Below are 22,697 nucleotides of genomic sequence, written 5' to 3' on the forward strand. Positions count from 1 at the left end.
ATTTAATTCTGTAAGGTTAGGGTATACCTATCATGAAGATCGATTAATTCTGTATGAGGAAGTGAAATTCATGAAACATATCCCTTTACCCTCCTCCTTTTACAAGCAGCCAACATTGGAACTCGCCAAGGCGCTACTGGGTTGCATATTAGTGAAAGAGACGGAGGAAGGAATGGCTTCAGGATATATCGTGGAAACGGAAGCCTACCTTGGACCGGAAGACAGGGCTGCCCACAGTTATGGAAACAGGCGTACGAAACGGACGGAAGTGATGTTCCATGAGGCAGGCCGGATTTATACATATGTCATGCATACTCATTGTCTGGTGAACGTTGTGAGCGGGGAGAAAGAGAAGCCTGAAGCGATCCTCATTAGAGCGGTAGAGCCACTTGAAGGAGAGGAGCTGATGGCATGCAGGAGACCCGGTCATATGAAGAAGAATTGGACTAATGGTCCAGGAAAACTGACGAAAGCGTTAGGCATCACGATGGAGGATTATGGAGGCCGTTTCAATGAGCCACCGCTCATGATCACCAAAGGATTTTCCCCTGAAAACATTTCTTCTGGAAAACGAATAGGGATTGATAACTCAGGAGAGGCCAGGGATTATCCATGGCGTTTTTGGATCAGTGACAACCCGTATGTGTCGAAGTAAACACTTTCTTTATGAATTTTCAAATAATTTATAGAAAACACACCCCAAAAGTACTAGTTTGTGGTATATTTTTCTTATAAACATCTTCATAATCGTACATTCGACTGGGGGGCTGTGAACCTAAATGATAGATGGGCGCTTACATTTAGGGGAGCCAGTAGCGCAACCGACCACATGCGAACGCGGGGAATGCGTTTTTGTGTGGTTTTTTTATGAAAAAAACAAAACTAAAGAGAGAGTATAGGGGTCCTATGAACATCTTTACTATTTTTCAAGACGACTTTATCTATCACGATTTTCAGCCATTATATGATATGGGTGAACATCGAACCCTCTATGCTTATGAGGGTCTGTTACGGAATAAATTCAACGAAAATCCTGAAAGTGTCTTTCAATCGGCGATGAAAGCAAATATCCTGTACAAACTTGATACTCTATCCATTTCTAAAGCCCTGGAAAGTTTTTCGGTTAATGGGCTAAAGGACTGTAAGCTATTTCTCAATATTTATATCACAACGATTCTTCATCCGAGTTTTCACACGTATTTTTCCGACCTTATGACCCGTTATCCTGATATAAAGGGGCGCCTTGTACTGGAGATTAACGAATCCAGTGCAGAAGAGTTGTGGCAGAATCCATTATTAAAAGAGTCATTGAAAGAATTGAAGCAATATGGTGTCTGGTATGCCATTGATGACTTTGGGCAGGGGACATCATCCATCAAGAAATCGATTGAGTATGAGCCTGAGATCATCAAGCTGGACCGCTACTTTGCCATGAATTTAGCCAAGGATGAAAAGAAACAGAGATTCCTTTCTTTCTTCAGTCAATTTTATGGGAGTGATACATTGATTGTATTGGAAGGAATCGAAACGAAACAGGATATGCAGGTGGCCAAGGAAATCGGGATCACCATCGGACAGGGATTTTATTTAGGAAGGCCAAGCCGGCTGTTGGCTTAATAGAAGAGCGACTCTCTAATAGGGAGTCCTTTTTTTGTTATGTAATTGTCAGACTTGAAATAAAATTGAAAAATTTTAACATTTCTATTAAACTGAGGAAAAAGAACAAAAGGGGATCCATACTATGAAATTTCTCATCTATCCGATTAAATTGATATTCTATTATATTCTTGGTCTGTTTGGGATTTTAGCCGTGAGTATAGCACCTGAAGTGTTCAGGGAGAGGGGGCTGTACAATGTTGTAGGGTACCTTGAGGAATTTGTGAAATTTATCTTTATATTCCTCGATGGGGCGAATTGGAGTTATTCGTACAAAGGTATCACCGTCAGTTTTCTGGATATGCTTTGGGGTCCATATGTATATTCCCTGCAGATTGTAGGGGGGGCGTTGGGAATAGGGCTTGGTATTGCCTTCATCCTTACCATCTTCACCGTATTTTTACCACGTCCTGTCACTTCTGTACTTAAGAAGGGTTTAAACCTGTTAGAGACTGTGCCGGATTTGATGTTTGCGTTCATGCTCCAGTTATTAATTGTCTATGTGTTTAAATATTTCGGAGTAGAACTGATGAACTTTGCAGAATACGGTGAGGAAAAAGTCTTCCTTGCCCCGATGATTACGTTATCCATCATTCCGATGATTTCATTCTTCCGGATCATGCTCTTTATTATGGAAGAAGAGCTGCTCAAGCCCCATATTGAATTCGCTCAAAGTAAAGGGATGTCGAAGGGCAGGATTCTGTTTTCACATGTGCTGAAAAATATATCCCCGAGTCTGTTTTATCATGGAAAGTTAATCATTTGGGGACTGTTGTCCAGCTTATTCATCATTGAAACGATTTTCAATATGAAAGGGATCACCTATTATATCATTCAAGATTTCAGACCAATGGTAATTGCCATCTCATTAATCATGATCTTCACACCTTTTTTTGTCGTGTATCAGGGAGTATACCTGTGGATCAACCATGAGAGCAGTGAAGATCACACGAAATATAAACGGGATAAAACAAAGTGGACAGAATGGAAGATATGGGGCATTCTTTCGACCATTCGAAAGCTATGGTGGCAACATATGCATAATGGTAAGTTTGCCATCGGGTTCAGCGTGATTTTTGGTTTGATTGCTGCGAGCTTCATCTATTCAACGGTGAAAGAAGAGCCGATCAAACAAATTCAATTCATGAAGAATGACGAGGGCAGGATCATCAGTGCCCCCCCACATAAACCATTCGGAGACATGATCCTCGGATCGGACTTCTTCGGTTACAGTATTCTTGATCAGCTTATTGTAGGAGCCAAGTATACCCTGCTATTTGCCTTGATAGTAGCTTCTTTACGGGTAATTGGCGGATTCTATCTTGGTATTGCCTATCATTTTCACTTGAAAGAAAGCAGGAAGAATTGGCTTGATCGAATGGTTGATTCCGTACACTTCCTTCCTTTAAGTCTTATCGCCTATCTTCTTTTAAGGCCTGTCCTATGGGGGCTGCCTGTTTTAGGCTGGGACCACTCGATATTTGAACGACTCGTATTTGAAGCAGTCGTGTTAACGATTCTCGTATTGCCTTTAACCACGGTATTGATCGGTAATGAGATGAAACTAATAGGAAAGCAGGATTTTGTCCTCTCAGCGAAACTATTGGGAGGGAGCAATAAACATCTGCTCTGGACGCATCTCTTCCCTCACCTGGCTCCGAGGCTGTTTATCATATGGGGGCAGCAGTTTATCCAAACGCTGCTCATCCTCGTCCATCTAGGATTATTTCATCTCTTCCTGGGAGGGACGATCATAACTGGAGGGCTTGTGCCGGATCCGCCGAAATCAGGGACGTTTGAATGGTCGGGTTTGATCAGCTCCACGAAGAATTCGCTTATGACAGGCAAGTACTGGATTGTCATTGCTCCGTTAGTCGCCTTCATGATTGCCATCATCGCCATGCAGCTGATCGTACAGGGCGTGAAGGAGATCCAGCAAACGAAAGTCGGGGTCCTTGTGAACAACAAGCCGATCAAGGCGAAACGCGCATTAGTTAAGAAGAAAGCGAACATTCCAGCGGTGGAAGATTTCCAATTTATCCACCGTCAAACGTTTAAAGGATAAGGAGGCGAATCAGGTGAGTAGAAAGAGTCCGAAACTTCCATTGACGGATAAAGAAAGGTCTGCCCTTCGGAAAGGGAAGATTCGACTGGGTGATCTGCATGGCCAATCTCCAGAGCATCTTAAGGAGGTACTGGGAATCTCTATAGGAAGAGCCCGTTACTTAGTCGGTATGTCCATTTTTCAACAAATCCCATCCATTGGACCCAATATGGCTCATAACGTGGTAGAGGATCTGGGGTTTTATACGTTCGAGGAAATAATGGATGAGAAGGGGGAAGACCTCATCATCGATTTAGAAAAGAAATACGGCGTCTGGATGGACCCCTGCGTCGAAGACTCACTCAGATGTGTCGTCCACCATGCAAACCATCCGGATAGCACCAAGAACTGGTGGGACTTCACCGCACAAAGAAAAACCCACCGCCAGACCCACGGATACCCAAAAGACCGCCCCACGAAAGCCTGGGATCAATAGGTCCGTCCCTCCTACATTCAAAGCCGGGAAGCGAAAACACGCTTCCCGGCTTTCTTTTATGCTGATTTTTGAGGGACGGACCTCATATGTATATCCCGTTCAAAATGGACATTATAAGTGGAAAGGAGTGATGTGAGATGAAAATCCTGCTAATCAGTTTACTAATGTCTTTTACTATTCAAACATCTGCATCAGCAAGAAACATCCTTCCCCTTCCGGCTCATCACAATGAACTCGCGATTGTAATAGATGACTTGGGGAATGACATGAAAGGAACAGAAGAAATTCTGAGCCTTCCCGTTACATTGACGATAGCCGTCATGCCGTTTCTGCCCACTACCAGGGCAGACGCTGAAAAGGCTCACCAAAATGGACACGAGGTCATCATCCATCTTCCCATGGAACCGATGACCGGGAAAGCGAGCTGGCTAGGTCCGGGGGCCATTACGACTTCCCTTACGGATGAAGAAATAAGAAAGAGGGTGGAGGGTGCGATCGAAGAGGTGCCTTATGCAGTGGGCGTCAACCATCATATGGGTTCGAAGGCTACTGCAGATGAACGCGTCATGCGGATCGTACTGGGCATATGCAAAGAGAAGGGATTATTTTATCTTGATAGTAAGACAACAGGGAAGAGCGTGATCCCTAAACTGGCCAAAGAGTTGGGGGTGCCGTACCTTGAGAACGAATTATTCTTTGATGATGTCTATACGATCCAGCATATCGGAAAGCAGGCGAGGCTTTTGTCAAAAGAATTGGATAGTGACGATGCAACCATTGCGATCGGACATGTGGGGGTCACAGGAATGAAGGTGGCCACCATGTTAAAGGAATTCCTTCCCCTTTATGAGAAGAAGGCCTCAATCGTACCACTATCAGATCTCATACCGGAGTATCATTTGATTGATGAGAGCATGCCTTGACCGTTTGCCATTCGAAGTCAATTGTAAAACTTCCGTTAATCGAATGCTTATTTATTTGTGAAAAGATCACTCTCCCTTATAATCAGTAGGTAAGAAGGAGATGATTCGATATGGATTATGCAATTGTGACAGGAGCAACAAGGGGATTAGGGGAATCCGTCGCCAGGCTGTTTATAGAGAAAGGCATTGGCGTGATGAATATTTCCCGTACGGATAATAGCAGTTTACAGAAGCTTGCCGGGGAAAATGAAGTGTTCTATGAATTCTTTCCATGTGATCTTTCACAGCCAAGCCAAACAGAAGCCGTTTTCCGTGAAGTGGGCACTAAGGTGTTTGGGTCTGAAGCAGAGAAGATTTATGTCGTGCAAAATGCCGGTGTGGTGACCCCGATCGATCCGTCTGGTGAAGTGGATAACGAAGCACTTGAAACGAGCGTGCATGTTAATTTACTGTCTCCTATGATTGCCACCAATGAGATGATCAAAGCAGCCAAAGGATCAGATTCGAAAATGATCATGGTCAACATCAGCTCAGGAGCAGGAAGCCGTCCCGTATATGGATGGAGCACCTATTGTGCAACGAAAGCGGGAATCAATATGCTGACGGAAACGGTGAGCCTGGAACTTTCCAATAAGCATAGCCGACATCAGGTGATCGCATTCAGTCCAGGGGTGATGGATACGGATATGCAGGGGGAAATCCGTTCTTCCTCTAAAGAATCCTTCGCGGATGTTGAATCATTCCAACGTTACAAAGACGAGGGGATGCTCCGCAGCACGGACACGGTTGCTGGTGCTCTACTGAATCTCATTACCGAGGGTGATATCGAAAGCGGCAAGCTATATCATGTGAATGATTTGTTATAAAAGAGAAGCAGATTCCGGGAACGGGATCTGTTTTTTTGACCGGTTTGTAGTGAAACATGGCCGATGGAAGAGTGATTCACTCCTTTTAAAAGGAATAAACTGGGTTATATTAAGCAAGTGGGAATAGTTGAGCAGTTAATTGCGTCGTTTTCATGAGTGATTGCGTCTTTCTCAGCATAATTGCGTCATTTTTTGATTAATTGCGTATTTTACCAAATATATACATAATTAAATGAACCCAACACATCCTCCAATACACTTGCCATAATAGAAAAAGAGACAAACCCAAAGGATTTGTCTCTTTCCAACCAATTATGAAGAACGGACAGGATCTCCATCAGGTGCCCTATGTCGAGTGAACTTCGGAAGGGCGAACTGAATCGCAATCAATCCGCAAATCGCAATCAATACAGGATAGAAGGCATATGGGATGATGCTGATCGGCGATATACCGGCTACTTCTGCCACGAGCAATGCCTGTGCCCCGTATGGGATCAAGCCTTGAACGGCACAAGAGAAAATATCCAAGATACTCGCTGATTTACGGGCATCCACACCATATTTATCACTAAGAGTTTTAGCCAGTGGACCTGCGATGATGATTGAAATGGTGTTATTCGCTGTGCAAAGATTCGTCGAGCTGACTAACCCCGCTGTTGCAAGCTGTGCTCCCTGAGGGGATTTAATCTTGCGGGTGGCGAGATAAAGGATCGCCTGAATCCCCCCGTTATGACGGATCAACTCGACTACTCCACCAATCATGATCGAAAGGATCACAATCTCTGCCATCCCAGTCATTCCGTCGGCTACACTGACGAAATAACTGGAAAGGGTAAAGCTTCCATCCACGAATCCGATGAACCCTGCTAACAGGATCCCGCCTAACAGGACGACAAATACGTTCAAACCTGCAAGCGCCCCGATTATGACTCCGAGGTAAGGAATGATTTTTACCCAATCAAAACTTTCTGCTTGTACAGAGGATGGAGTCCCCATGGTTAGAATAAAAAGAATGACCATGGTGACGATCGCTGCCGGTAATACAATGAAGAAGTTCACTTTGAATTTGTCCTTCATCTCCGTTTTCTGGGTACGGACAGCGGCAATGGTCGTATCAGAGATGAATGATAAGTTATCCCCAAACATTGCTCCTCCGATGACAGTGGCCATGGTCAGGGCCATTGAAATATCTGCGCCGGAACTGATTCCTACTCCAATCGGTGCCAGTGCTGCAATTGTACCCATGGACGTTCCCATTGATAAGGAAATGAAAGCGGCGATGATGAATAATCCAACAATGATCAAGTTCCCCGGAAGCACGGATAGAGCGAAGTTGACGGTTGAATCAACGGCTCCCATCTTTTCAGCCACACCGGAAAACGCACCTGCCAATAAGAAGATAAAGACCATTATCATAATATCCGGGTGTCCGGCTCCTTTAGCGAACCGTTCAATCTTCGCTGTCAACGTCTCTTTTCGGTTCATCAAGAGTGCCACAACGGATGCAATGATGATGGAAACGAGTACAGGGAACGCATAGAAGTCTCCTGAGATAATGCCTGCTCCCAGGAACAGTGATACAAATATGATCAAGGGCAATAAAGCCAATAAATTTCCTTTTTCTTGATTCATGCCTAACACTCCTTTGTCGTCGTAATAAGAAAAAAACCAAATAAAAAAACCTCTTCCAACATAAGAAGAGGTTTCATTCAAACGAAACACTCCTCTTATCTTTCAAGCATTACACTTGCTGGATGTGGCACAGCACTCTATATGAGTCCGCTGCCGAGACATCTTTGGGCCAGTCCCTCCGTCTCTCTGGATAAGAAGATATGTTATTTAGTTGATTTAAAATATACTTACATACTTTAAAGGGTTTAATTAAAAAAGTCAAACCGGAAATATTTTCAAACTAAAGCGGAGTTGCTTGTGGGGACTGGGTGGCGCAGCCGGTTGTCGCATTCATGAACCATGACTTTATCCATAAAAAGGCATAAACTCATAGACAATTGCCCGGTCAAGGTCTACTATAAAATAGACAAAAAACATCTTGGGGGATACGGAAGTGGAAAGAACAGTACGAAATCAAATTTTCACGTTACAAGGTTTTTATTTATTGACGTTTTTCGGGGTGGGGAGCCTCTACCCTTTACTCAGTGTGTATTTAAGTGAAAGCGTAGGACTGAACGGTTATCAAATTGGGACCATCATGTCCGTTGGTCCCATCATGATGATCTTCTTTCAGCCGATATGGGGGATGGTAAGCGACACAACCAACCGTCCAACCCTTGTGTTAGGAATGACTTCTTTAATAGCGGGTATCTTTGCCCTTGGTTACTTGTTCATGGACTTCTACTATGGGTTGCTGATCGTTGCGATTTTGGTTGCGATCTTCCAAAGTGCCATCATTCCTGTTTCGGATAGCATCAGTCTGAAGTACACAAGTAAAGTCCGGTATAACTACGGAAATATCCGTCTGTTTGGATCTCTCGGATTCGGAATTGCGGTCTTCATCATGGGAAGGCTTTCGGAGGGGTTCATCGGACCAACGATCATTTTCTACTCGTTCTTTATCTGCCTGGTCCTTTCAGGATTCCTCTCCTTCCGTTTTCCAAAAGAGAGAGCGGCTGCTAAGCTCGACTTAAAAGCGGGGATGAAGGAATTATTTACGATGAAGAAATTTCTGATCTTCCTGGCCGTAACCTTTTTGGTGTTCGGACCGAATTTAGCCAACAATGTTTATTTTGGGCTATTTGTAGAAAATTCCGGTGGTACGTACGCTGGAATTGGCCTCGCGTTTTTAATCGCCGTATTATCTGAAGTACCGTTCATGAGGATTGCAGGAGGGTGGATTGATAAGTTTGGTCTCCTGACCGTCGCAGCTCTTGCAGGTGCCGCTTCCATGATCCGATGGCTGTTTTACTTCACGGAACCAAGTCTTTGGCTCGTATACTCTTCGGCAGTGATGCAGGGTCTTGCCATCGGCTTATTCATTCCCGCAGGACTGCGTTACATTAAAGAAATCACACCGGCTCACATAACCGCCACAGCCGTCACCGTATATTCTGCCATCGGGAACGGTCTCGGTAATTGGTTCAGCACCTTTGTCGGAGGGTTCATCTATGAAACTTACTCCATATACACGGTGTACCTATTCTTTGCTGTACTATCACTTATAGGTATCCTCCTATGCTTCGTTCTCATGAAAGAAGAGAAGAAGAACGCATTGGCCTATTAATAAAGAAATGGCAGGCATCCAGTACTCAGGGTGCCTGTTTTTTTATGTAAAAGGAAGGATTTTCCTTATTTTGTATCGAAGTAAATATAAGAGAAGGATCTCTTTCTAACCCTCCATGTAAAAAAAAACACCACGGAAGGTTTCGACTTTATGAAATTGTGGTACAAAAAGGATAAGTCATACATTGATATTTATATAAATACACGTTAAAATAATATTATTAGAAAATTCTTTCAATTAAACAGAGAAACTCATAAAATATATATAAAGGGGATAATAAAATGGAAAACACATTCGTTTACTCAAAAGAGAATGCAAACCTTGGAGATACAGTTCAATTTAAAAGAAAGAAACACGTCATCAACGGCATCGTCACAACGCTAAGAGAAAATACCGTCATTGTTAAAATGGATAGGGATTTTGCAAAGAAGCTGGATTTGCCGGATGATCAAACCGTTGTGGCTCATAAAAACTACGTGGTGATTGAACGAGCGGAAAACGATTCACAGCCCGTATTTGTCTATGATGGGTGGAATAGCGCATTAAAAGCTTAATTTCTCAACAAAATAAAAAGCCCTGACCCAACTTCACCAGGAAAATGGATAGTTGTGAGTCAGGGTTATTTATGTTGTCTGAAATGAGGTTAGGCTTATGTTAACCGCCTAACGTATTCTTCAACCATTTCCGAAGTGACAATTTTTCTTTGAGGAACCACACCTTGACGGGCAAGGACATTTATCTCATTTGTCACTTGGTTGATGCGCTCAGTTGTAAACGGCTTCCCCGCTGAACACAGCTGAACCGCTTCATCAATCGCGCTTTCCCTTTTTTCATCCAGCCTTAAGAATTGCTGAACCAGCTGGTTTTGCTTGTTGGAATGCTTGGAAATTTCTTTATGAACACTCATGATTTCATTCCTCTCTATTCAATAGCAGATTACCTCTATTATGCCTTTTTCCCGCACCTCATGGCAATGTCGAAACACCCCTTTTTATAAGATGGGGGACAAAAGCCTCGATATGGACTCCTTCACCTTAATCATCAATGGTCTTTGATGATAATCATCCAGTGTTAATTCCCTGCTCTTTTCAATATCATCCTTAAACACTGAGGCCAGGTCTTCAGAGAGTGCCTGGTCATATAGAAATGCATTGACCTCGAAGTTTAAGCGGAAGCTTCGCACATCGATATTGGCTGTGCCGACAGACGAGATCGCTTCATCTACGACGATGGTTTTAGCATGTATGAACCCGTTATCGTAAATATAAATCCTGACTCCCGCTTTCAACAGTTCCCCGATATAGGAATAGGTGGCCCAGTACACAAATAAGTGATCCGGTTTATTCGGAATCATGATGCGGACATCCACTCCCGTAAGAGCGGCGATTCGCAATGAATCGAGGAGGCTGACGTCCGGAATAAAGTAAGGAGTCTGAATGAGGATCGACTTTTTGGCAGACGAAATCATTTTGATATATCCGTTTTTAATTTGCTCCCATTCCGAGTCCGGGCCGCATGTGACAATTTGAACCCCTGCTTCACCCGTAAAAGAAGAGAGGGGGAAGTATCTCAAGTCGTAGGCAATCTTCTTGGACCGGCTCGCCTGGTTCCAATCCAGTATGAAGCGGGTCTGCATGGCCAGAGCTGAACTTCCTTCAATTCTCAGATGAGTGTCCCGCCAATAACCGAACTTCGGATTTAAGCCTAAGTATTCATCTCCGACGTTGAAACCGCCGACGTAACCGACCTTCCCATCGACAATTACGAGCTTTCTGTGATTGCGGTAATTTAAGCGCAAATTGATAAAGGGAATCTTTGAAGGAAAAAATACTTCCACTTCGCCGCCTGCAGAGAGGAGGTCCTTGAAGAACCTGCGCCTCGTTCGCCGGGACCCCATCTCATCGTACAGAACCCTGACCTTAACACCTTGTCGGGCTTTTTCAGTGAGTTTCTCCAAGATCCGCTTTCCAAGCTGATCTTTTTTGAAAATATAATATTGGATATGGATGTGGTCCTGTGCAGCATCCATGTCTTCTAACAGTGCTTGGAACTTGTCTTCACCGTGTGTAAACAGTGTAATCTCATTATCCTGGGTCAGTAACGCTTCATTATTGATTAAATGCATATAGATAAGATCCTGATATCGTGAAGAAATATCATTCTTAAAAGGAAAACGATGTTCCTTCAGCGTATGGATTTGATTCTGTATCAAACCTTCTATTCCGATTTTCTTCATATCATCCCAATCAAACAACCGCTTCCTGCTTAAATTTTGGCCAAAGACCAAATAGAGGATGAACCCCAGTAATGGAATGAAGAACAATACCATCAGCCAAGCCCAGGTCGCCCCCGCATCCTTCCGCTCCAGAAAAATAATCACGGTTGCAAGGATCAGATTTAGAAAGAACAATATCCCCAGTAGAGTAGATAGGATACTCATAACGTTAAAGCTCCTTTGCTTACTTTCTATGACTAGTATACCTGAGAATGGAATAGAAAAAAATGACAAGAAAAAAAGAGCAGGACCCTGCTCTTTTTTAAATACTGTCTCTTACTCATTCACTGCCTTTTTAGGCATTCCCCTATCACGTTCCGGCCAGCTATCTACTCCCCGCAAGCCGGGAATATCATCCGCGTAGAAGACCGGATCCAGTCCTTGTCTGCGCTGGATCATATAGTTGTCCAGTGCCTTAAAGGCAATCGGGGCCAGGATACCGATGGCAACAAGATTTGTAAGGGCCATCAATGCCATGGAGAAATCAGCCAGGCTCCAAACGATATCAAGACTTGCAACGGAACCGAAGATCACCATCCCGAGTGCAATGAAACGATAGATGAGTAATCCTGTCTTGCTTTTATTGATGAATGGAAGATTGGCTTCGCCATAATAATAACTTCCAATGATGGAACTGAAGGCGAAGGTGAAGATGGCAATCGCCAGGAATATACCGGCCCATGAGTTAAAGTGTTCAGACATGGCTGCCTGAGACAATTCGATCCCCGTCAAGCCTGATCCGTAAGCATCTGATGTTAAAATGATGAATGCTGTTGCCGAACAGACAAGAATGGTATCAAAGAATACTCCAAGTGCCTGGATGAATCCCTGTTTAACCGGATGGGAAACAGATGCAGTAGCAGCAGCATTCGGTGCACTCCCCATACCGGCTTCATTGGAGAATAATCCACGCTTTACCCCGTTCATGATAGCGGCACCGATTCCGCCTCCGACCACTTGCTCAAAGCCAAATGCACTTTTGAAAATAAGGGCGATGACGCCGGGCATTTCAGTGATATTCGTAATGACGACATATAAAGCGAGTACAATATAAAATCCTGCCATGATCGGAACGATGAAGGATGAAAAGTTAGCGATGCGCTTTACTCCCCCAAAGATGATCAGTGCGGTCAATCCAGCCAATATAAGCCCGATAACGAAAGTATTGATTCCGAAAGAGTTACTGAACGCTGTTGCAATCGTATTACTTTGAACCGCATTAAAGGTTGTCCCGAAAGAAAGGATGATGGTGACCGCAAAGATCGAACTCATCCAAGGTTTGCCCAATTGTTTCTTCATATAGTAGCCGGGGCCGCCTTTGAATCCAACCTTATCTTTTTCTTTGTAAATCTGTGCCAATGTACTTTCAACAAAGGCGCTGGCACCTCCGAGAATGGCGACAAGCCACATCCAGAAGACCGCTCCAGGTCCTCCAATTGCTAAGGCAATGGCTACTCCTGCTAGATTACCTGTACCAATTCGAGTACCTGCTCCGATAAAGAATGCCTGCAGGGATGAAATCTGCTTTTCCCCGTCTGCTTCGACCACATCTTTATCTCCTAATAATCGAAACATTTCACCTAGATGGCGAATTTGAACAAATTTAGATCCGATGGTGAAGTATAATCCTAAAATGAGAAGTACGCCGATTAAAATGTACCCCCAAAGAATCGAATTAGCTTCCGTGACTAAATGGTTTAATATATCCATGATAACCCCCTCAGAAATTTGTGTCGGTTACACGTAATATTATCTGAAAATTTGAAATAAAAGTCAAGTTATTATCTGAATATTAAAATATTACCAACTTTTATTTAGAGGTACGAACTATTTTGTCATAGTATTAAAGGGTTTGATGAAGATAGTAGGACGAAGATACTAGAAGTTATAATTATATTAAAATAATTTATTGAGTCGATTGAAATAATATTGGCTTGAAAAGATTTTAAAGAAAGAATCACAAAAAAAGCCATAGGTATCCATGGCGTCAATGATATCAATAATATGAAAAATAATTGCAATTCAATGAATCAATAATAATTCCAAAAACCCAGTACAAATAATAATATACCTGTAATCATAGAAATCCCAAATAACATAAATAAAAAATCAAGAATGCTGTCGGCGAAGACTCTTTTGCGGTTCTCACGTTTGAAATGACGAACTTCCTTTCGGTACGATCGTGCAGTACGACTCATATAAAAACCTCCTCCTCCATAAACACCATTTGTATTAAATCACATATTCGTCACAAATAAAGAAAATCCTCCCTTTACAAGAAAATAATGACGATATACCCGTCTTTAAGTCAAAATGAGTCGAAGATAGAGACGAACCTGTTAAAACAGAAATAAGGGGCTGTACAGCCCCTTAATCTGTAGAAAGATATGAAGTTAGTGCCCTTTGGCTTTGTGTTAGCGAAGGTGATTCTGTGAAATTCCGCTTAGGGCACTTCCGGCACTTTGATCGGACTTATGTTGCACTGCCAAATCCCCCAAAGCCAGCATCCCGACAAGCTGTCCGTTTTCCACTACCGGTAAACGGCGCACCTGGTGTTGGGACATCAAAGCTGATGCCTCTTCGACAGAAGCATCCGGAGAAACGGTCACAACCTGCTGTGACATGACCTGAGAGACATTTCCTTGTGCACCTTGAGTCAGTCCACGAGTCGCAATATCACGGTCTGTAATCATACCGACAACCTGCCCGTTTTCAACGACGGGAACGGAACCAACGTTTCTGGAACTCATCTTAGAAGCGACGCTCTCAAGTGAATCCTGGTTAGAAGCGGCTTCCACATTTGTCGACATAATATCACGTACTTGCATGAAAAATTCCCCCTTGATCATAATGGCAGTACATGATTAGTATCGGGAATATCCACTTCGTTATTCCCAAAATGAATTTCCATTTTATTAATAGGGACGGACATACCCATCCATATTTATTTCGAAATGAAAAGCTGCGTCCAATACGTACCGTAAGCACCACCTTCTGCATATCCCACGCCTACATGGGTATAGGATCCGTTGAGGATATTCTTGCGGTGAACCGGGCTGTCCATCCATTTCTTCACAACCTCTTCGTAACTCGTCTGTCCGGCGGCAATATTTTCAGCAGCCTGCCTGTATGAAATGTGAAAGCTCTTCAACATATCATCAGGAGATCCGTAGGTCGGGCTCCTGTGAGAGAAATACCCGGCATCTCTCATATCACGGGACTTATATTCGGCGACCATGGAGAGATGCCCGTCTGTTTGAAGAGGGGAGAGCCCGTTTTTCTTCCTTTCCTGATTGATCAATGTAGTGACCCGGCCTTCAATTGAACCCTTGGAGGCTGTTGGAATATTAATTGCTTGACCGGGGAAAATGATATCGGGATGCCTCACTTGAGGATTCGCTTCGATCAATTCTGATAATCCCATGTGAAACATCCTTGAAATGGACCAAAAAGTATCTCCTTTTTTTACAGAATATGTGCTTTCTGCGGCAGCGATATGTAGATCAAATAGGCTATAAAAAAGGGTTGATGTGATAAGAATGAGTGATAGTTTCGTCTTCATGAGTATAAATTGTGTAATTCGGAACAAATTATTCTTCTGAAATGTGTAAAATTAGGATTATCGTTGCATTTTTAGGGAAAAGGGAAACCATATAACATTAAGTGAAACCTTTTACTGAGTAAAACGTACAAATAGGTAACGATATTATAAAAGAGGTGAATAACGTGGTAAAGGAGAACGATCGCTTTAAAAAAGTGATAACGAAATTGTCGAACGTCGGAGTTAATATTTCAAAAACGAAATCAAGACGGGAAATTCTTCATTCACTAAAGCAGTATCAACCATTACCTAAGACGTTAACACAAGATTCATAAACAAGCGCATCCAGAAATGTGGGACAGACATATTTCCCCTTTCTTCCCGATATACTATAGGTAAGGTGAAGAGGAGGGTGAGGCATGGAGAGAATGATGTTTGATCTACAGGCATTAAAGGAGATCAGGAAGAAGGCAGATGAGATTTCATACTACTGTATGAGCCGGGAGGAACCTTCAGATCCCCGAAGGATAAGCATGGCTTTGGATCAAGTTAGTCGTGCCCTGGCCATGTTTGCGGAAATGGAACTCCATCGTATGCAGAATCGGCATATTCCATATGATCCCCAAAGCTATATCAAAGGGCGTCTTGGGATTGCCCATCGATCCTTACTCCCTGTCCCACAGGAAGATTCCAATACAGCATCGTAAAAGAGGTTGACCCAAGATTAATTTGGTCATAGTAAACGCGACCACAGAATATGAAGGTATCTGAAACATATGGCCTGGTCCGATAAGGATGATAATCACTCATCGTTTTGGGTCAGCCTCTTTTTTTATATTAATTTAATGAAAGAGTCAGGTGACGATTTTTATGTCGAAATATTCGGATATATTATTCATATGCAACGGCAAAGCAGGTCAAGGGACACTTGAGGTCCTGTTAAAGGATGCTGTTCCTCCTCTACTGGATATATGCACTAATCTGATCATTCATAAGACAAAAGAAAAAGGCGACGCAGAGAGGGTTTGCAGAGAAACAGGAAGTCAATATGAGCTTGTTGTGATCATGGGCGGAGATGGCACGGTTCATGAATGCATCAATGGTTTGTCTGCCCTTGAAAGTCGTCCTCTTGTAAGCATCCTCCCTGGTGGGACGTGTAATGATTTTGCCCGTTCATTACATATACCCATGAACATTGGACAAGCTGTCAGGCTGATAACCGAACAGCCCCTTGAGCAGGAAATCGACATCGTCCAAGCGGGTGAGAGATATTTCAGTAATTTTTGGGGGACGGGATTGGTTGCCCAGACGAGCGATAATATCGATGTGGGATCAAAGAGCGTCCTTGGGAAATTAAGTTATTATATTAGTGCTTTCCAATCGATTCAAGATTCTCCTATTTTAAATGTAAAGGTTACAACGGAAAAGGAGACAGTGGAGGAAGAGGTAGTCATGCTGCTGGTTGCCAACGGGCGTTCCATCGGATCCAACCCGCTGCCAATCTGTATTGATATGAGTGACGGCCTCATGGACATCTATATCGTAAAGAAAAGTGGGTTTCCATTATTGAAGGAGTTTCTGGTGATCAAAAGTACGGGGAATATCAGTGAGGAATATGATGACATCATCCATATTCAAGCAAAGGAAGCCCATATTGAACTCGGGCAAAACGAAAAGCTTGATATGGACGGGGAGTTATATGAGGGAAGCAGGCAGTCCTTGAAAGTGCTGGAGAAACATCTGCAATTTGTGGTTGGTTCTGCCGACTAAAGGAAAAGGAGCATGGGTGCGTGTGTAACGTACGCCATGCTCCTTTTTATGTCATTGTATCAAGGGGTTCTTTTTTTCTTTTTGATGACCAGGTAGACAAGATATACAGCAATCAATACTCCACCAGCTGCAAGTGTAAGGAGTGTGAAATTTTCCTCGATAAAAGGTTTTGCCTTTGCCCCGAGGGTCAGGATGATGGCTCCTTCCAGGAAGAAACGGATACCTCTTCCGATAATCGACCAGATCACCAATACACGGATCCTTACGCCGGAAACCCCGGCGAAAATGGTGAAAATTTTATAAGGAACAGGTGTCAGACCGGCAATCAAGAGTGCCATGGGTCCGAATTTCGTGAAATATTCCTCTACTTTTTGGATGCGGGCTTCCGAGAATAAACGAACCAGAATCGGTCGTCCCAGTTTTTTTCCGATCAACCATCCAAATAGGGCTCCGATGACGGAAGCGACAGTCGTATAGAGTGCGTAAAGCAATGCGCTATCCGGGTTGGCAATCGAAAGTGGTATCAGTAACACATCAGGTGGGATGGGGAAGAATGATGAGTCTGCGAATGAAACCAGGATCAGTCCCCATACACCATAATCCAATAACCAGGCTTCGAACGTGTGAAGTAGTTCAGACATAGTACTCTCCTTTATGAATAAAGCGTTATTTTTCAAATTAAATAGAACATAAGAAAGTATATCACTTTTCATATAGGGAGTCATGAAATATCCCATTCATATCATTCTATTTCTCGGGAAATAGTGACAGAATTCTTTGCTTTTCTACATTTCTGAAGGTGATTTCATTCCGAGTAAACGCAAACCTTCGGATAGGACGATCCCGACAGCTTGAACCAGAGCGAGGCGCGAGTCTTGTTCTGAATCTCCTGCAAGGATCTTCGTTTTACCATAATAACGGTTGAAACTTTGGGATGTATCGATTAAATATTTAGCAATGATGGATGGGGCATAGTGCTGCCAGGCTTTTTCGATGATTTCCGGAAATAGGCGAAGTTGCTTGATCACTTCCCAGCTTTCGGGATCAGCAAGACCTTCGAACTTCATCGGAGACATGACCTCTGCTTTTCTGAGTAGTGACTGTGTTCTTGCGTAGGTGTATTGAATGTAAGGACCAGTTTCGCCTTCGAACGTGAGCATATGATCCAGGGAGAATTCTATATCATTAAGCCGATCATTTTTTAGATCATGAAATATGATCGCTCCGACTCCGACATTTCTAGCAACAACGTGAGCATTTTCTAAGCCGGGATTTTTCAGTTTAATGTTCTCCTCGGCCATTTTTATGGCCTCTTGAAGGACCTCTTCCAACAGGATGACTCGACCTTTTCGTGTCGACATCTTTTTACCGTCCTTTAAATACAGTCCGAATGGAATATGCTTCATATCATCCGCCCAATCGTACCCCAGCTGTTTCAGTACATTCATCACTTGTTTGAAATGGATCGTCTGCTCCTGGCCGACGATATACAGGGCTTCATCAAAGTCATATTGACGCTTTCTGTAGAGAGCGGCAGCCAGGTCGCGTGTGGCATAGAGAGTGGCGCCGTCTGATTTTGTAATCAGGCAGGGAGGCAGATTCCCATCTTCCATCCGCACTACCTGAGCCCCTTGGGATTCCTCAAGAAGCTGATTCTCCCGAAGGAGTGACACGACTTCTTCCATTTTGTCATTGAAAAACGCTTCCCCTTGATAGGAATCGAATTCGACTCCCAGTAAGGAGTAGATCGACTTGAAGGCTAGAAGAGATTCATTTTTGAACCATTTCCAAAGTTCCGTTACTTCTTCATCCCCATCTTCCAGTAGCTTAAAAGCTCTTCTTCCTTCATCTTCAAGGGCAGGATCGAGTTCCGCCTCAGCATGAAACTTCTTGTAAAGAACAAATAACTCGGCGATGGGATTCTCTTTCACTTTTTCGGGATCTCCCCCCTTTTTAAAAGCAACGATCAATTTTCCGAATTGGGTGCCCCAATCCCCGATATAATTGATTTTCTCGGTTGTATAGCCGCATTTTTCAGCGATGGTTGCAATGGCATTCCCGATGACCGTTGAACGTAGATGTCCCATGGAGAATGGTTTGGCGATGTTGGGAGAGGACATGTCTAATACGATGGTTTTCTCTTCTCCGAAAGTATGTGTACCATAACCTTTTCCTTTCGCCAAAATTTCCGACACGATTTCCTTTCCGGCTATTACCCCGTCGAAATGGATGTTGATATATGGTCCAACTGCCTCCACCTTGGTGAAAAGGGGAGAGGAGAGTGCAGCGGCAAACTCATTGGCGATTTGTGCCGGAGCTTTCTTTAGGGCTTTCGCCAGCTGGAAACATGGAAATGCCAGATCCCCTAAATGGCTATGCTTTGGTGTTTCAATCAAACCACAGAGATCTTCTTCGCTCCAATCTGATAAGAGCTGAGTCTTTATTTCATGGGCCAGTATTGATTTTAAATCCATCTTTGTGCACCTCCAATAATAGTAAACAAAACATAAAAAAACCCGCCTCTATATAACATAGAGACGAGTTTAGCTCGCGGTACCACTCCTATTCCCGAAAAGGGCGCTCATTGTATAACGGGAGATCCCGGTTTTTCCCTACTGATTTCAAGAAAAACTTCTCGGAAGTGCGGTTCATCCAGAGTTTAACACCGGGCTTCCACCGTCCCCGGCTCGCTTTTGATTCAACATCAGGATTACTCTCTTCTTCATTGAATGTCGATATCTAATTACTATTATTTTACACATCCAGTGGATGAATGCAACCAGTAATTAAGAATCTTCTGAAGAAAACATATACGTTTTATGGTGAAACCTCATACTGAACACAAGTCCGAGTGCCAGCATATTCCCCATTAGGGAGCTTCCTCCATAACTGATGAACGGAAGGGGGATACCGGTGATCGGCAATAACTGGATCGTCATGCCGATGTTTTGGAATACATGGAATGTAATCATACTGATGATCCCTGCACAAACGTAAGCGTTGAAGGGTTCTTTCGTATCCAGGGCCGTCTTGGTCAAATGATAAATTAACAGGAAATATAAGCTGATGACGACACTTGCCCCGATGAATCCGTACTCTTCACCGATGACACTGAATATAAAGTCCGTATGATTTTCCGGGATATACACTTCGCGATCGCTGTAGCCTTTTCCAAAAATCTGGCCGGAGCCAATGGCGTTAAGGGAGTTGATTAAGTGAAAACCTTCTAATTTCGCGTAGTTATACGGATCAAGCCAAGCATAAATACGTCCGAATTGATAGGGTTTTACATTTAAATACTTTTCTAATAATTCAGGTGCCCAAATCACAAGTGAAAGGATGCCCGCTCCTAAGACCCCGATGGATGCGTAGATGGGAACGATCAACTTCCACGTAATACCTGAAACGAGAATGATCCCTGTCATAATGGCCAGGATGACCAGTGATGTCCCTAAATCCGGCTGCTGCATGATGAAAGCAAGGGGGACAAGGGTGGTCAAGCCGATTTTAATTAACAACTGAAAGTCTGTCTGTACCGTTTTACTTGGATTAAGTTCATGATGATTGGTGATGACGCGTGCCAGAGCAAGAATCAGGAATGTCTTCATAAATTCTGAAGGCTGTATGGACCCGAGCGGTCCGAGCATGAACCAGCTTTTGGCCCCATTCCGATGAGGTGCGATGCTCTCTGGTGAAATCAATAATAAAACGAGCAAGAAAATTCCGGCACCGTATATGTACCAGGCAAGCCGCTTATACTGATCTGAATCCAGGAATAATGCTGCCCCGATAATGATTCCACCCACTACATACCAAAATGCTTGTCTAATGACGAAATTTGTTCCATATTGCCCTGAGGTCTGGGCACTGCTGATTCCCATTGCGCTTACGATGAAGAACAGCATTAATAAAAAGAGAAGACCCCAATCGATCTTATCAGCAAATCGCTGGCGAGTTTCCATATTCTATTCACCTGAATTTCTAAAGATTTCACATTCCCTAGTCTAATAGAAATGAAGGGAAATTTCTACTCATGACCGGAGAAATATGAGAACTTCTGTCGGGATCTGACAGGTATTTTGAACAGGTGAAGAAATGAATTCTTTGGAAATGTTGATAGCAGTAGGGCTTAATGGATAAACGAAGAGAACTTCTACCAGTAATTACTTATTTTTGAGGGTTCAATGAGTTTCCGTCTTGTGCTAATGAAGAGTAGTTACAGCCTCAAGTACCGTAATATGACTATTTTCGACAATTCCCTGCGACTTTTGTCATCATTTTGAAATGAAATAGAAAAGAACAAGTGGCTACCAAATTTGATAAAATGAAATATATGAACTGTGCACCGTGTTAATCAGATGGAGGGAATGTTCTTGAAGGCAAATAACCAAGTTAAAGATATCATCTATGTTCACAAGAATCCGGATCGTCAGTATGTCGTTTCTTACGGAATCCATTTTAATGAATTTGTACACAATGCCCGTAAGCCTTTAAAGAACTTACTTCTTATAAAGCACCAATACGAACAAGGTTCTTTCAATATACATACTCATATGGAATATGTGGAACAGAAAGAAATGAAGAAGCTCATGAACGACGGGGTTCAGAACTATGGAGATTTCTGCTGGATCGACTTTGAGGAAGAAGTGGGAGTCGATGAATTGAACGGCCAGGAAATTGCAGAACTCCTCTATATGGGACATATCAAGCAGCCGTTACATCCTCCTTTTTATTCCAAGCTGAATAATCGTTATGCCTATCTTTCCCACGATGATGGCTGGTTCAATAAGGTTTATTACCGGGACTTCGAGGACTTTTATCATATGCTGGGATCGACCCTTTCTTCAAAGCTCAGCAGCGTCAAGGGTGGGAAAGGCCTGTTCGGCATGAAAAAGGAGAAACCCTACCCTGTGATCGGGAAGGAAGTCATCCATTCCTTCAAAGATAAATTAAAAGAGGGAATGGTCATTTCCCTTGAAAAAGCCATACTAAGCAGAGGGAAGATCGAAATTCCCATCTGGGTGATCGGTGATTATTATGACATGGATGAAATGGCTGAGGATTATAAACAGATCCGCAAGTCACCTGCGAACGGCTTATTATCCTTTGACCGAAAAACGAAGAGTTGGAGTGCTCTGCTTAAATGAGAGGGCGTGAAGCATTAATAGACATACAATTTCAGGATACCCTGGTTCAAGGGGTCTTTCTCGAGAGACTCAATCGGTTTGTGTTAGTGTGTGAGCTTCCCTCGGGTTCAAGAGAAAAAGTCCATTTGCCTGACCCGGGAAGACTGAAGGATCTTTTGGTGCCTGGTGGACCGATTTGGCTCCAGGAATCCAACGATCCCAAAAGGAAAACAAAGTGGTCGGCAGTGATGACCCACGATCTCACAAACGATATATATGTTTCATTGAATACTCAATACCCAAATAGGCTGGTACTGGAAGCCCTTCAATTGGAAATGGTAGAGGAACTAAAAGATTGGCGCCTGGAAAAAGCCGAATATAAGGTAGGAGGGTCACGCTTTGACTTCTTACTTACACATAAACAAAATGATCAAAAGTTACTACTTGAGGTGAAAAGCGTCACCATGGTGGAAGATGGAATGGGTAAATTTCCCGATGCTGTTACGGCAAGGGGAGCAAGGCATGTAGAGGAACTCACCCATTTGCAAACGAAAGGAAACTACCAAACAGCGGTCTTATTCATTGCCCAGCGAACGGACTTGCAGGGAATCACGTCCGCTCCTGAAATCGATCCCCATTTTGCCCGGGTCATGGAAAGAGCCGCATGTCAAGGTGTCCGTTTCTTCGGAAGAAGCTGCATCGTAACGCCTGATCGCATCTCTTTAGATGGACCTATACCTGTATACACAAAAAAGGATTAAT

The 22,697-nt window shown here is 43.3% G+C and carries 23 protein-coding genes, 2 riboswitches and 1 other annotated feature; of the genes, 13 read left to right on the plus strand and 10 right to left on the minus strand.

What is annotated here, in order from left to right:
* Positions 1 to 70: 70 nt before the first annotated feature.
* The 6 genes from KYJ26_RS05380 to KYJ26_RS05405 all read left to right on the plus strand — a co-directional run bounded on the left by KYJ26_RS05380 (position 71) and on the right by KYJ26_RS05405 (position 5,985).
* Complete coding sequence (locus tag KYJ26_RS05380) at positions 71 to 655, plus strand: DNA-3-methyladenine glycosylase (RefSeq protein ID WP_219166300.1); 585 nt, start codon at positions 71 to 73, stop codon at positions 653 to 655.
* Positions 656 to 754: 99 nt separating this feature from the next.
* Positions 755 to 836, plus strand: a riboswitch (cyclic di-GMP riboswitch).
* A gap of 31 nt (positions 837 to 867) precedes the next feature.
* The gene (locus tag KYJ26_RS05385; RefSeq protein ID WP_219166301.1) at positions 868 to 1,617 is read left to right on the plus strand and encodes an EAL domain-containing protein; all 750 of its coding nucleotides are present in this window, start codon (positions 868 to 870) and stop codon (positions 1,615 to 1,617) included.
* Positions 1,618 to 1,741: 124 nt separating this feature from the next.
* Positions 1,742 to 3,721 (plus strand): ABC transporter permease subunit, encoded by a 1,980-nt coding sequence (locus KYJ26_RS05390; RefSeq protein ID WP_219166302.1) that lies wholly within the window; start codon positions 1,742 to 1,744, stop codon positions 3,719 to 3,721.
* Between the two features lie 13 nt (positions 3,722 to 3,734).
* On the plus strand, positions 3,735 to 4,196 hold the full coding sequence (locus tag KYJ26_RS05395) for a helix-hairpin-helix domain-containing protein (RefSeq protein ID WP_219166303.1): 462 nt from the start codon (positions 3,735 to 3,737) through the stop codon (positions 4,194 to 4,196).
* Positions 4,197 to 4,333: 137 nt separating this feature from the next.
* Complete coding sequence (locus KYJ26_RS05400) at positions 4,334 to 5,119, plus strand: divergent polysaccharide deacetylase family protein (protein WP_219166304.1); 786 nt, start codon at positions 4,334 to 4,336, stop codon at positions 5,117 to 5,119.
* Between the two features lie 110 nt (positions 5,120 to 5,229).
* Complete coding sequence (locus KYJ26_RS05405) at positions 5,230 to 5,985, plus strand: (S)-benzoin forming benzil reductase (RefSeq protein ID WP_219166305.1); 756 nt, start codon at positions 5,230 to 5,232, stop codon at positions 5,983 to 5,985.
* A gap of 312 nt (positions 5,986 to 6,297) precedes the next feature.
* Here the strand turns inward: KYJ26_RS05405 and KYJ26_RS05410 are convergent, their stop codons facing one another.
* On the minus strand, positions 6,298 to 7,617 hold the full coding sequence (locus KYJ26_RS05410) for a Na+/H+ antiporter NhaC family protein (RefSeq protein WP_219166306.1): 1,320 nt from the start codon (positions 7,615 to 7,617) through the stop codon (positions 6,298 to 6,300).
* Positions 7,618 to 7,709: 92 nt separating this feature from the next.
* Positions 7,710 to 7,814: riboswitch (SAM riboswitch) on the minus strand.
* A gap of 236 nt (positions 7,815 to 8,050) precedes the next feature.
* On the opposite strand from KYJ26_RS05410, the gene KYJ26_RS05415 reads away from it, so the two are divergent.
* Complete coding sequence (locus KYJ26_RS05415) at positions 8,051 to 9,223, plus strand: MFS transporter (RefSeq protein WP_219166307.1); 1,173 nt, start codon at positions 8,051 to 8,053, stop codon at positions 9,221 to 9,223.
* Positions 9,224 to 9,504: 281 nt separating this feature from the next.
* A complete protein-coding gene (locus KYJ26_RS05420; RefSeq protein ID WP_219166308.1) occupies positions 9,505 to 9,777 on the plus strand; it encodes a DUF2187 family protein in 273 nt (90 codons plus the stop codon).
* 95 nt (positions 9,778 to 9,872) lie between these two features.
* On the opposite strand, the gene KYJ26_RS05425 is transcribed toward KYJ26_RS05420, so the two are convergent.
* The 6 genes from KYJ26_RS05425 to KYJ26_RS05450 all read right to left on the minus strand — a co-directional run bounded on the left by KYJ26_RS05425 (position 9,873) and on the right by KYJ26_RS05450 (position 14,922).
* A complete protein-coding gene (locus KYJ26_RS05425; protein WP_219166309.1) occupies positions 9,873 to 10,130 on the minus strand; it encodes a YpbS family protein in 258 nt (85 codons plus the stop codon).
* Positions 10,131 to 10,214: 84 nt separating this feature from the next.
* Positions 10,215 to 11,663, minus strand: a complete 1,449-nt coding sequence (cls, locus tag KYJ26_RS05430; RefSeq protein ID WP_219166310.1) for a cardiolipin synthase — start codon at positions 11,661 to 11,663, stop codon at positions 10,215 to 10,217.
* A gap of 111 nt (positions 11,664 to 11,774) precedes the next feature.
* A complete protein-coding gene (locus tag KYJ26_RS05435) occupies positions 11,775 to 13,208 on the minus strand; it encodes an alanine/glycine:cation symporter family protein (RefSeq protein ID WP_219166311.1) in 1,434 nt (477 codons plus the stop codon).
* A gap of 320 nt (positions 13,209 to 13,528) precedes the next feature.
* Complete coding sequence (locus KYJ26_RS05440; protein ID WP_219166312.1) at positions 13,529 to 13,696, minus strand: hypothetical protein; 168 nt, start codon at positions 13,694 to 13,696, stop codon at positions 13,529 to 13,531.
* Between the two features lie 216 nt (positions 13,697 to 13,912).
* Entirely contained in the window at positions 13,913 to 14,326 is a 414-nt protein-coding gene (locus KYJ26_RS05445) for a CBS domain-containing protein (protein ID WP_257474883.1), read from the minus strand.
* Between the two features lie 116 nt (positions 14,327 to 14,442).
* Complete coding sequence (locus KYJ26_RS05450; protein ID WP_413787119.1) at positions 14,443 to 14,922, minus strand: CAP domain-containing protein; 480 nt, start codon at positions 14,920 to 14,922, stop codon at positions 14,443 to 14,445.
* 302 nt (positions 14,923 to 15,224) lie between these two features.
* Here KYJ26_RS05450 and KYJ26_RS23900 point away from each other — a divergent pair, with 302 nt between their 5' ends.
* From KYJ26_RS23900 to KYJ26_RS05460, 3 genes are all read left to right on the plus strand, one after another.
* On the plus strand, positions 15,225 to 15,374 hold the full coding sequence (locus KYJ26_RS23900) for an Lmo0850 family protein (protein WP_098351100.1): 150 nt from the start codon (positions 15,225 to 15,227) through the stop codon (positions 15,372 to 15,374).
* Positions 15,375 to 15,458: 84 nt separating this feature from the next.
* Positions 15,459 to 15,746, plus strand: a complete 288-nt coding sequence (locus KYJ26_RS05455; RefSeq protein ID WP_257474884.1) for a hypothetical protein — start codon at positions 15,459 to 15,461, stop codon at positions 15,744 to 15,746.
* A gap of 163 nt (positions 15,747 to 15,909) precedes the next feature.
* Positions 15,910 to 16,809: a diacylglycerol/lipid kinase family protein gene (locus tag KYJ26_RS05460; RefSeq protein ID WP_219166313.1), complete on the plus strand. Its 900-nt coding sequence runs from the start codon at positions 15,910 to 15,912 to the stop codon at positions 16,807 to 16,809.
* 59 nt (positions 16,810 to 16,868) lie between these two features.
* On the opposite strand, the gene KYJ26_RS05465 is transcribed toward KYJ26_RS05460, so the two are convergent.
* From KYJ26_RS05465 to KYJ26_RS05475, 3 genes are all read right to left on the minus strand, one after another.
* Positions 16,869 to 17,450: a YqaA family protein gene (locus KYJ26_RS05465; RefSeq protein WP_219166314.1), complete on the minus strand. Its 582-nt coding sequence runs from the start codon at positions 17,448 to 17,450 to the stop codon at positions 16,869 to 16,871.
* Positions 17,451 to 17,594: 144 nt separating this feature from the next.
* Positions 17,595 to 19,283, minus strand: a complete 1,689-nt coding sequence (argS, locus tag KYJ26_RS05470; RefSeq protein WP_219166315.1) for an arginine--tRNA ligase — start codon at positions 19,281 to 19,283, stop codon at positions 17,595 to 17,597.
* A gap of 56 nt (positions 19,284 to 19,339) precedes the next feature.
* Positions 19,340 to 19,544, minus strand: a binding site (T-box leader).
* A gap of 51 nt (positions 19,545 to 19,595) precedes the next feature.
* Complete coding sequence (locus tag KYJ26_RS05475; RefSeq protein WP_219166316.1) at positions 19,596 to 20,771, minus strand: FtsW/RodA/SpoVE family cell cycle protein; 1,176 nt, start codon at positions 20,769 to 20,771, stop codon at positions 19,596 to 19,598.
* Positions 20,772 to 21,176: 405 nt separating this feature from the next.
* Here KYJ26_RS05475 and KYJ26_RS05480 point away from each other — a divergent pair, with 405 nt between their 5' ends.
* Together KYJ26_RS05480 and sfsA are read left to right on the plus strand one after the other, a co-directional pair.
* Entirely contained in the window at positions 21,177 to 21,956 is a 780-nt protein-coding gene (locus KYJ26_RS05480) for a hypothetical protein (protein ID WP_219166317.1), read from the plus strand.
* Positions 21,953 to 22,696 (plus strand): DNA/RNA nuclease SfsA, encoded by a 744-nt coding sequence (gene sfsA / locus KYJ26_RS05485; protein ID WP_219166318.1) that lies wholly within the window; start codon positions 21,953 to 21,955, stop codon positions 22,694 to 22,696. Before KYJ26_RS05480 ends, sfsA begins: the two co-directional genes overlap by 4 nt.
* Position 22,697: the final 1 nt, after the last annotated feature.

Source organism: Rossellomorea orangium, from assembly GCF_019334305.1.
GTDB lineage: Bacteria > Bacillota > Bacilli > Bacillales > Bacillaceae_B > Rossellomorea.